Origin of the sequence: Brevibacillus sp. HB1.1 (genome assembly GCF_013332445.1) — a bacterium.
Lineage (GTDB): Bacteria > Bacillota > Bacilli > Brevibacillales > Brevibacillaceae > Brevibacillus > Brevibacillus porteri.
This window is the reverse complement of the sequence record NZ_JABMIV010000011.1, coordinates 83,940-95,615: the sequence shown is the minus strand read 5'-3', so window position 1 is coordinate 95,615 and position 11,676 is coordinate 83,940. Positions and strand designations below refer to the sequence as shown.

Here is an 11,676-nt window from a genome sequence, read left to right as displayed (position 1 = left end):
GCTACAGAAATAATTGTTCAAAATCATCACTGGTTAGAAATTGGCTGTTCAGATGACTGACAATCTCGCGGATTCTTTGATGCGACTCGGCTGTCACGCTTTCCAACAAGTATTCATATTGGGTGCAGATCCGTTGCACTGTCTCCCTCTTGAATACATTCGATTTATAGGTAATGGCGCCATGTATGTGGTTGTTAGTTTTATGGATGCGGAATTGAAAATCAATCGTGGAGGGATATTCATTCTTACTCATTTCAAATAAGAGTTGAGGCTCGTGAGTGTTAGGAAAGGACGCTTGATGATAATGGGCTTCTTTTAACTTGCTTTGTATTTGCAAAACCAAATCGCCAAGTAGTGGATTGCCTGTCAGATCAGCTCGTAAAAGCAGGGCGCTTGGGACATCCTCGCTCTCGTCCCACCCCGCACGAAATGCCAAAGCCAAATCCTCCTTCTCGGTTTCTGCATACAAAAGTACGAGAAATACGGTCATGAATATCGCATAGGAAGAGGCATCCCAAACTTTAGGCAGATGAGATATCCCAGCCTCCCGCAAGCATGTCCATTCAAACGTCACTTCCTCGAACTTTACTGAGTCGGTAGAGAGTGGGATGACGTCCTCTGGCAATATCTTGAGGGAAGGTAAAGTGGAAAGACTCTCCATCCAATCAGCGGGCTTGCCTGCATGTGCAGGGATGTTTTCACCATCATTTTTCAAAAGAGAAAGACTGGTGCGTTCAAAGTCGGAAACCCATTTGGCAATGGTTTCTTCATCCAAAATATCCGAATTGTATTCGAATCCTGCCAGTATGTCATGATGGTTGTCCTTTTCAACGACCAAACATAAATCATACTGGGATACATCTTTGCCAATCGGATAGGTGCTTACGGTAAGGCCATTGCTATGAAAAGTATTTTGCGCATTGCCCAGCATAATCGCTGCATCTTGCTTAATCGCTTTTTGATGGACGAAAGCCGTTGAAAAAAAGGAAGCATATTTTTTATCGCGCTCATATTGCAATTCAGCTGTAATCAAAGAGATTGGATAGTTTTGATACTGTGAACATAAAGACAATTCTTCATGAATCTGCTTTGCCAATTCACGAAGCGAGCTGTTCTTAGGAATTTTGATTCGCAGGGGAAGCATTACCATACACGGTCCCATGATCGTATGAAACTCTCTTTTTGGCCTGCCGTATCTCGGTACGCCAACAATGATGTCGTCTTGCCCAGTTATCCGATAAAGAAAAGCACTAAAAAGGGATAAATAAATGACATCCGTAGGATATTTGTGATGTTTATGATAAGCAATCAACTCATCCCGGAGTTGGCGGGTAAACGTAAAGAATGATATCCCCCCTTTAAACGAAGGGGTACTCGGACGCTTTTTATCTGGCGGTACTTCTACCCGCTCAAGAGTCCCACCCAATTTCTTTTTCCAGAAACCTCTCGCAGCTTCGCCTTCTGGGCTCGCTATGTAATTCTGTTCCCACTCCACAAAGTCTGCGTATTGGTGTATTTGTGGTTGCAACACGTGATCATTGCCCGTGATCAGTAGTTGGTAGATCATCGTAAATTCATCGAGGGTGAGCGAAACACTCCACCCATCAAAGCAGATATGGTGATACTTGAAACATAAAATACTGCCGCTTTCTTTATAATCGAGCAATCTGCAACTGAATAACGGCCCCTCTTCCAGCGTAAAAGGCTTGCTGAACTCCTCATTGAAATATTCTCTAATCATCGTGTCGTCCCAGGTAGCGGAAGACACATGTTCAAAATCCAATATGGGCTCGCTATATACTTTTTGGATGGGCTCGTCTTCCAAAACAAAAATGGAACGATAGATTTCGTGGCGTTTCACGATCTCGTAAAGTGTACGGATCGTAACCGATACATCCAATCGACTTTCGAAGTGGAATAGATACTGCTCCTGATAATATGGACTCATTGGATAGACTAAATAGTGTAGATAATAATCTTTTTGAGCCTCAGACAGAGGGATCGTTTTGATAAAAGTTTTATCCATCATTCGTAGTCTCCCCGATACGCAACTGCGTAATGGTTGGGCATGCGGCTCTCACCAGCATGCCCCAACAGCCATAAACTAGTTAGCTGAATAGTTCATTGAAATCATATTCTTCCACCAAGTTTATTTGAGACAAGCGCTGCATTGGATTGTCAATCATTTGGCAAATGACATGCTTTAACTGATCTAGTAACGTATCCATTGCATTTTCGCTGAATGCTTCCGTGTTGTAATGAGCAGTTAACATCAGTTGGTCATGACGCGTGGACAAAAATAACATCATATCCAATTGATCGTCTTGAACAAAGTGACTGCCTTCATATGCTTTGATAATCGTTTCATCCAGAAAACGACGTAACGGACATTCTGTAAAGGTCATTTCATCTGATTCAGGCTGATTGTTCGATACATGTTGTCCAATAAAAACAAGGGAATACAAACTCTTCTTATCGCCTGTGGCAGCTAGTTGATCCTCTACAACCAAATTGTACGGATACTCTTGATTCTCGTACGCACCATATGCGGTTTCTCTTGTTCTGTTCATCATTTCCAATACAGTCGGGTTGCCAGACAAGTCTGTACGCATGGCGACCGGATTGATGAGCGGTCCAATAATTCCTTCTAGATCCGTCTGCGTGCGGCCAGATAATGTCGAGCCGACAGTTATGATGGTTTGATCTGTGAGGAGTGACAGCCAAATGTTGATCGCCGCAAGCAAGCTCGTATAGACGGTACCACCAGCCATTCGAGTCAATTCTAAAAGCGATTGTCCCTTCACTTGCTCGATTGGAAGCGAAGCTACGTTTGAAATTCGGTTGCCGTGTGTGAACGATTGTGTTTCTCGCGGTATGAACGGTGCATCTACATTTTGTTGCAGTTGTTTTAACCAATAGTCCCGTTGTCGGTTCAGTTCTCCATTTTGCAACCGTGCTTGCTGCCACAAGGTGTAATCCATATAATCCAATGGTTTGGAAAACTCCTGTTGCACCCCACTCTTTACTTGTTGATAAATGCCCGCGAGATCATTCATAAACACATCTAACGACCAGCCATCAAATCCAATATGATGCGCGCTCAAGATGAAGAAGTGCTTCGTTGATGAGATTCGATACAAAGTCATCCGGAAGAAAGACTCTCGCGAAAAATCAAATGGCTTGTACAGAGCAACTTGCAAATCCATTTTGATACGCTGCTCGCCTTCCGTCACAGATAACGAAGACAAATCTACAAACGCATTCTCCACCTCAAGGTCGTCATGCACTTTTTGATACAATTGCCCTTCGTTTTCTATAATCGTCGTGCGCATGATTCTGTGACGTTCAAACATGAGGCCCATAGACCTGTGCAGAGAATGACTGTCAACGGGACCGTCTACTTCAAAGAGGTAAACCCCTCCTACTGCTTCTTGGTCACTGAATTTTGCATGGAACCATTGTCTTCTTTGCCCATGGGATACTTCGAATAAGGAGACATCTGTCTGATTTTCCACGCGCGATACTTCATGGATGCGGGTATTCGTCTCACTGCCTTGCTTAATCTCAGAAATACGGGCGGCAATCGCTTCAATGGTTGGAAACTCAAAAATCGTGCGCAAAGGTATGTCCATCCCCAAAACATTTCGCATGCGGGAAATGACTTGCGTAGCCAATAAGGAATGTCCACCCCTATCAAAGAATGAGTCCTTGATCGAAATCCGATCCACCTGTAATATATCGCACCAGATGGAGTGGATAAGTTCTTCAGGTATCGTGCGCGGCTCAATGATCGAGAAATCGCTTGGTTTCATGGCTGGTAATTCCAGTCTATTTCGGTCAATTTTTCCACTCGTGGTTTTAGGAATGCTGTCCAACTTCATGAAATAAGTTGGAATCATATAAGCAGGCAAATGCTCCTTCAGGAATGCCCGCCATTCGTTTACATCCCCGTCCCCCACGATATAAGCAGCCAATTCGGTAGCTGACCTGTCGTTTTTCACAGAAATAACGGCTGCTTCACGAACGGACGGATGCCTGCTTAATGTGGATTCAATTTCACCCAATTCAACCCGCATGCCTCTAATCTTGATTTGATTATCTTGTCTGCCTACGAATTTAATGTTGCCCGAAGGCAGGAAGTACCCCTTGTCGCCGGTTCGATATATTCTTTCCCCAGGTACAAACGGATTCTCCATAAATACTTCTTGGGTTTTCTCGCTATTATGCAGATAGCCTCTGGCCAATCCAAGGCCACCAATATAGAGGTCGCCAATGACGCCAATTGGGACAGCCTTCCTATTTTGGTCAAGAACATAGACTCTGTTGTTATCAATCGGCTTGCCTACACTCACACAATCCTTTTCCAGCACGTCCATTGGCGAGCATGTGTAAATGGTGGAGTCGATCGATACTTCTGTGGCCCCCCACGTATTATGGAGTTTGGCATTTAGCTTTTTAAAGAACTTGCCTACTGTTTCGGGTAAAAGCGCCTCCCCACTGGAGATGACATTTTTTAATTTGTGCAAGTTGGATGCATCCTCTGGAGAAAGGGCGTCCACAAACATATTGAGCATGCTCGGTACAAATTGAATGCACGCAACTTGATAGTGAATAGCAGCCTGGATAATCGCCTCAGGGTCCCGATGCAGCCATGGTTCCAAGAGTGATATCCGTCCCCCTACAGACAATGGCCAAAAAAACTCAACAGCTGCATCATCAAATGTTAAGGTTGTTTTTTGCAGAATAGACTCTCCCTGCCCCAAGCCATGTTGTCGCTGCATCCATAACATGCGATTTACCCAACCATAATGGAGGTTTTCAACGCCTTTCGGATTTCCGGTCGAACCTGACGTGTAATAAATCGAAACTAAATCTGTCGGTTTTACGGTTTGCTCCGGCAATCCCTCCGGCATGCTTGCTATTTTTTCTTTTTCCGCTTGGGAATCTATACATCTCACATGAGTGGCTTGTCCAAACAGGTTCATGAACTCCGGCTCGGATATACAAATGTTGGTTTTGGAGCTTTCCAACAGTTTCGCCATCCTCGCTTGCGGCATTTCGGTATCCAAGGGGAGAAATGCTCCGCCAGCCTTTACGATGCCGAGAATCGAAATGACAAGCTCGATGGAGCGATTCATACATATCCCGACAGGCTTATTGGGTCCAACACCCAGCATAATCAGGTAGTGCGCTAACTGGTTAGAACGTCTATCCAGTTCTTGATAGGTCATCTTTTCACTGCCATATTCAGCTGCAATGAGTTCCGGTGTCTTTTTGGCTTGTTCGATAAACAAATCATGCAGGCATGTATTCTCTGGAATGGCGACTGCTGTATCATTCCACTCCACGAGGATTTTGTGACGTTCTTTCTCGCTCAACAATTCTAGCAAGGCCATCGGCACGTCCGGTGCATTCACAAGCTCTTGCAACCAATTTGCGAAGTGCTCTGTCATTTTTTCAATCGTGGATGCATCAAATAAATCCGTGTTGTAGATCATGTTCATCACGAGACCGTCCTCAGACTCACCCATGGATAACTGAAGATCAAATTTCGCCACATTGATCTGAACCGGCATTTTTTCTAATTGCCCACTGAACGAATGATAGACATCCTCTTTCATTTCTGCCCATGTGAACACTGTCTGAAATACCGGGGAGTAGCTTGTATTGCGTTCCAATTGCAGCATTTCTACGATTTTTTCAAACGGGACATCCTGGTACTCCTGTGCCTGTAGAGCTTTTTCTTTTACTTGGGCAAGGAATTGCTGGAACGTTGGATTGTCTTGGAAGTTCGCCCGGTAGACGAGCGTATTCACGAAAAAGCCAATCAATCCTTCGATTTCCTTTACATGTCGGTTCGCTATGGGGCTTCCCACCAAAATATCGGTCTGTCCGGTATATCTGGATAAAAAGCCTTGGTACGCGGCCATCAGGGTCATAAATAAGGTGGTATTCTCTTGCCGACTAAACGCTTTCAGCTTCTCAAGCAATTCGGATGTCAGCACCATCTTATGCATACTTCCGGCGTAGGTTTGAATGCTTGGTCTTGGTCGATCAATCGGCAATTGCAAGACAGGAAGCTCTCCAGACAACTCCGCTTTCCAATAGTCCAGTTGTCGGCCCATCACTTCATCCGTCAGCCATTCACGCTGCCATACCGCGAAATCAGCGTATTGAATCGGCAATTCTGACAGCTCCGCACGTGCCCCGCTCTCTGCTTCCTCGTAAAAGGCCAACCATTCTTCCAATAAGATATCCTCTGACCAGCCATCCGTAATGACATGATGCATGGTGCACAGCAAAAGGAACTGATCCTCTTCGATCACGATTAACCTGGTTTGAATCAAGGGTCCCCGCTGTAGATCAAACCTTCTGTCTGCTTCCTGCATGATAATATCGTGAATTTGCTCTTCTTTTTCGGAGGCAGGTCGATCGCGTAGATCAGTCACTGGTAACGTTCGAGACACATGGGGTTCAATGACTTGGAAAGGTTGACCCCCTTCATTCGAAAACACAGTGCGCAAGATGTCATGACGTTGAAGAAGCGCATTCCATCCCATTTCCAACGCCTGCACATTCCACTGCCCTGTTAAGCGCCACATGTGAGGAACATTGTACGCCGTACTCTCCGGTTCTAATTGATGTAAAAACCATAGACGCTGCTGGGCATGCGATAACGGTAGCTTTTCAAGATGCGAGGCCTTCACAATAGCTGGTGTCCGTTCTTTTTTTCCATCCCGGCCAAGCTCCATCATTTTGGCATCTAGACTTGCGATGGTCGGGCATTCAAACAGGATGCGCAACGGGATAGATAGATGAAAGGCTTCCTGCAAGCGGGATATGACCTGCGTCGCAAGCAACGAGTGTCCACCCAAATCGAAAAAGGAATCGTGGATACTCAATCGTTCCGTTTCCGTTTTTAAAACTTCACGCCAAATCTCTGCGATCCTATTCTCTGTATCCGTACGTGGTGCGACAAATTCGTCCTTCATCGTGCGCATTTCTGGAAGCGGCAATGCTTGACGGTCCACCTTCCCGTTAGCTGTAAGTGGGAAAACGTCCATTTTCACAAAATAGGAAGGGACCATGAAAGATGGCAATTGTTCACTCGCATACCGTTTCCATTCATCGACATCCCCGTCTCCCGCGATATAAGCAATCAGACGTTTATCGTCCGCTCCATATTCATGTATAAGGACGACGGCGTCTCTTACGCTCTCATGCTGACTGAGGACAGCTACAATCTCACCGAGCTCAATCCTGTTCCCTCTTATTTTCACTTGATTATCTTTTCGACCGATAAATTCGATTCCTCGCCCCGGCACATATTTCACCAGGTCGCCCGTCCTGTATAATCTCGCTTCAGAGTCTTGTTGAAAAGGATGCGGAATAAACTTCTCTTGGCTCATTTCCGGTCGGTTCCAGTATCCGAAAGCTAGTCCCTTGCCTCCCACATACAACTCCCCCACGAGACCGTCAGGAACTACCTTTAACATTTCGCTTAAGATATACACCTCCGTATCATTGATCGGTCGACCGATCGGAACGGAGTGCTGGATTTCGCTCTTATTTTTTATAGGATAATAGCAAGTAAATGTCGTGTTTTCTGTCGGGCCATACCCGTTAATCACCAATGTATCTGGTAACATATCCAAGGCACGTTGCGCATGCTTGGCGGACACGATGTCGCCGCCAGCCAACAATTGACGCACCCCTTTTAAATACTCGATCCGGTAATCGATCATTTGATGAAAAACGCCTGCGGTTAGCCATAACGTGCTGATTTCCTCGTCACGCAGCACTTGTCCCAACTCTTCAAGAGACAGGCCGTGAAATGGATAAATCACCAATTTCGCGCCATTTAGCAGGCTCCCCCAAATTTCGAAGGTAGCTGCATCAAATGAGATCGACGCGAGTTGCAGCATGGTTTCTTCCGGTGTGAGTGATACATAAGAGGCATGCTTCGTAAGTCGGATCACCCCTCGATGAGGGATGAGTACCCCCTTCGGATTTCCTGTCGAACCGGACGTATACATCAAATAGGCTAGACTTTCCGAAGTCGTACTCTCGCCTAGATTTGTATCTGATTCCTTGTTGATCTCACGAGCTTGCAGGTCGGGACAAACGATTTTCAATCCATCTGGCAGTCTGGACATCAAGCTTTCTTGTGTCAGTACAATCGAGATGCTTGCATCTTGCAGCATATAAAGCAAGCGTTGCTCAGGGTAAGCAGGGTCAAGCGGAACATAGGCACCGCCTGCCTTTAAAATAGCAACCATACTGATGATCATTTCAAACGAGCGATCCATATACAAACCAACTCGGCTATCTGCTCCTACTCCGCACGATTTTAAATAATGCGCCAATTGATTCGCTCTGCTATTAAGCTCTCTATAGGACAGGCTCGTGCCTTTGTATGCTAATGCAGTGGCGTCAGGATGAAGCTCCACTTGTTCTTCAAATAATGTGGAGATGGAATCTTGCATAGAGACTGTAGCCCCATCATTTTTTCCAAAGTCACCACTAGTATGATTCCATTCGAGTAAGAGTCTGTGACGTTCTTCCTCAGTCAACAATTCCAGCAAGGCAATCGGCACATCCGGTGTGTTTACAAGCTCTTGCAACCAATGCGCGAAGCGGTCTGTCATTTTTTCAATGGTGGATGGATCAAATAGATCCGTGTTGTAGATCATGTTCATCACGAGGCCGTCTTCGGACTCACCCATGGATAACTGAAGATCAAATTTCGCCACATTGATCTGAACCGGCATTTTTTCTAATTGCCCACTGGACGTGCGATAGACATCCGCTGTCATTTCCGCCCATGTGAACACCGTCTGAAATACCGGGGAGTAGCTTGTATTGCGCTCCAGTTGCAGCATTTCTACGATTTTTTCAAACGGGACATCTTGGTATTCCTGTGCCTGTAGCGCTTTTTCTTTTACTTGGGCAAGTAATTGCTTGAACGTAGGATTGTCTTGGAGGTTCGCCCGGTAGACGAGCGTATTGACGAAAAAGCCAATCAATCCTTCGATTTCCTTTACATTACGGTTCGCTATCGGGCTGCCCACCAAAATATCGTTTTGCCCGGTATATCTGGATAAAAAGCCTTGGTACGCGGCCATCAGGGTCATAAATAGGGTGGTATTCTCTTGCCGACTGAACGCTTTCAGCTTCTCAAGCAATTCAGATGCCAGTACAATTTTATGCATATCTCCGGCATAGGTTTGAATGCTTGGTCTTGGTCGATCGATCGGCAATTGCAAGGCAGGTAGCTCCCCGGACAACTCCGCTTTCCAATAGTCGAGTTGTTGGCTCATCACTTCATCCGTCAGCCATTCGCGCTGCCATACCGAGAAATCAGCGTATTGAATCGACAATTCTGGTAGTTCCGCACGTGCCCCGCTTTCTGCTTCCTCATAAAAGGCCAGCCATTCTTCCAATAAGATATCTTCAGACCAACCATCCGTAATGACATGATGCATCGTGCACAGCAAAAGGAACTGATCCTCTTCGACGACGATTAATTTGACTTGAATCAAGGGTCCTCGCTGTAGATCAAATCTTTTGTCTGCTTCCTGTTCGATATAGTCGTGGATTTGCTCTTCTTTTTCGGCAGCAGGTCGATCACGTAGATCGATCACTGGTAACGTTTGATACACATAGGGTTCAATAGCCTGGAAAGGTTGACCCCCTTCATTCGGAAACACAGTACGCAAGATGTCATGGCGTTGAAGGAGCGCATTCCATCCCGTTTCCAACGCACGCACATTCCACTGCCCTGTTAAGCGCCACATGTGAGGAACGTTGTAGGCCGTACTTTCCGGTTCCAATTGATGCAAAAACCATAGACGCTGCTGGGCATGCGATAACGGCAGCTTGTCTCGATGAGAGACTCTCGCAATAGCTGGTGTCCGTTCTCTTTTGCCATCCCAGCCAAGCTCCATCATTTTGGCATCTAGGCTTGCGATTGTCGGGCATTCAAACAAGATGCGCAACGGGATCGACAGATGAAAGGCATCCTGCAAGCGAGATATGACCTGCGTCGCAAGCAGCGAGTGTCCACCCAAATCAAAGAAGGTGTCATGGATGCTAAGACGCTCCACCTTTAAAATTTCATACCAAATCTCTGCGATCCTCTTCTCGGTATCCGTACGTGGTGCGACAAATTCATCCTTCATCGTGCGCATTTCTGGCAACGGCAATGCTTGACGGTCTACCTTCCCGTTAGCTGTAAGCGGGAAAGCGTCCATTTTCACAAAATAGGAAGGGACCATGAAAGGCGGCAATTGTTCATTCGCATACCGCTTCCATTCATCGACATCCCCATCTCCCGTGATATAAGCAATCAGGCGTTTATCATCGGATCCATATTCATGTACAAGGACGACGGCTTCCCTTACGCTCTCATGCTGGTTGAGAACAGCTACGATCTCACCGAGCTCGATCCGGTTTCCTCTTATTTTTACTTGATTATCTTTTCGACCGATAAATTCGATTCCTCGCCCTGGCACATATTTCACCAGGTCGCCCGTCCTGTATAATCGCGCTTCAGGGTCTTGTTGAAATGGATGCGGAATAAATTTCTCTTGATTCAACTCCGGTCGATTCCAGTATCCGAAAGCGAGTCCCTTTCCCCCCACATATAATTCGCCCACAAGACCAACAGGAACGAGCTTTTGCTTATCGTTTAGGATAAAGACCTCGGTATCATTGATCGGTCGGCCGATTGGAACGGAATGTTGAATCTCACTCTTCTCTTTTATGTGATAGTAGCACGTAAATGTCGTATTCTCTGTCGGACCATACCCATTAATCACCAGTGTATCTGGTAACATGTCTAAAGCTCGTTGCGCATGTTTGGCGGACACGATGTCGCCGCCAGTCAACAATTGACGCACTCCTCTTAAGTCTTCGATCCGATAATCGATCATTTGATGAAAAATGCCTGCGGTTAGCCATAACGTACTGATTTTTTCGTCACGCAGCACTTGTCCCAACTCGTCAAGAGACAGGCCGTGAAATGGATAAATCACCAATCTCGCGCCATTGAGCAAGCTCCCCCATATCTCGAAGGTAGCCGCATCGAATGAGATCGACGCTAGTTGCAATATCGTTTCTTCCGGTGTGAGTGATACATAAGAGGCGTGCTTCGTAAGTCGGATCACCCCTCGGTGAGGGATGAGTACCCCTTTGGGATTTCCTGTCGAACCGGACGTATACATCAAATAGGCTAGACTTTCCGAAGTCGTACTCTCGCCTACATTCGCATCTGATTCCTTGTTGATCTTGCTAGCGTCCAGATCAGGACAAACGATTTTCATTCCGTCTGGCAGTCTGGACTTCAAGCTTTCTTGTGTCAGCACAATCGAAATGCTTGCATCTTGCAGCATATAAAGCAATCGTTGCTCAGGGTAGGCAGGGTCAAGCGGGACATAGGCCCCGCCTGCCTTTAAAATAGCGACCATACTGATGATCATTTCAAACGAGCGATCCATGTACAAGCCAACACGGCTCTCTGCTCCAACCCCGCACGATTTTAAATAATGGGCCAATCGATTCGCTCTGCTGTTAAGCTCCTTGTAGGTAAGGCTTGCATCTTTGTATACCAATGCAATGGCATCAGGATGAAGTTCCACTTGTTCTTCCAATAATGCGGTAATGGAATCTTGCATA

General features: G+C 46.0%; 2 protein-coding genes. Both read right to left on the bottom strand.

All coding sequences use genetic code 11. The features are described 5' to 3' along the window. Window position 1: 1 nt before the first annotated feature. Window positions 2-2,029, bottom strand: a complete 2,028-nt coding sequence (locus HPY27_RS24025) for a condensation domain-containing protein (protein ID WP_174226149.1) — start codon at window positions 2,027-2,029, stop codon at window positions 2-4. Between the two features lie 79 nt (window positions 2,030-2,108). Continuing rightward, window positions 2,109-11,675: a non-ribosomal peptide synthetase gene (locus tag HPY27_RS24020; protein ID WP_174226148.1), complete on the bottom strand. Its 9,567-nt coding sequence runs from the start codon at window positions 11,673-11,675 to the stop codon at window positions 2,109-2,111. Between the last annotated feature and the right edge of the window lies 1 nt (window position 11,676).

Bases quoted from the DNA above. Each gene is read 5' to 3' on its own strand.
- HPY27_RS24025 (WP_174226149.1), bottom strand. From the start codon at position 2,029: ATGATGGATAAAACTTTTATCAAAACGATCCCTCTGTCTGAGGCTCAA.
- HPY27_RS24020 (WP_174226148.1), bottom strand. From the start codon at position 11,675: ATGCAAGATTCCATTACCGCATTATTGGAAGAACAAGTGGAACTTCAT.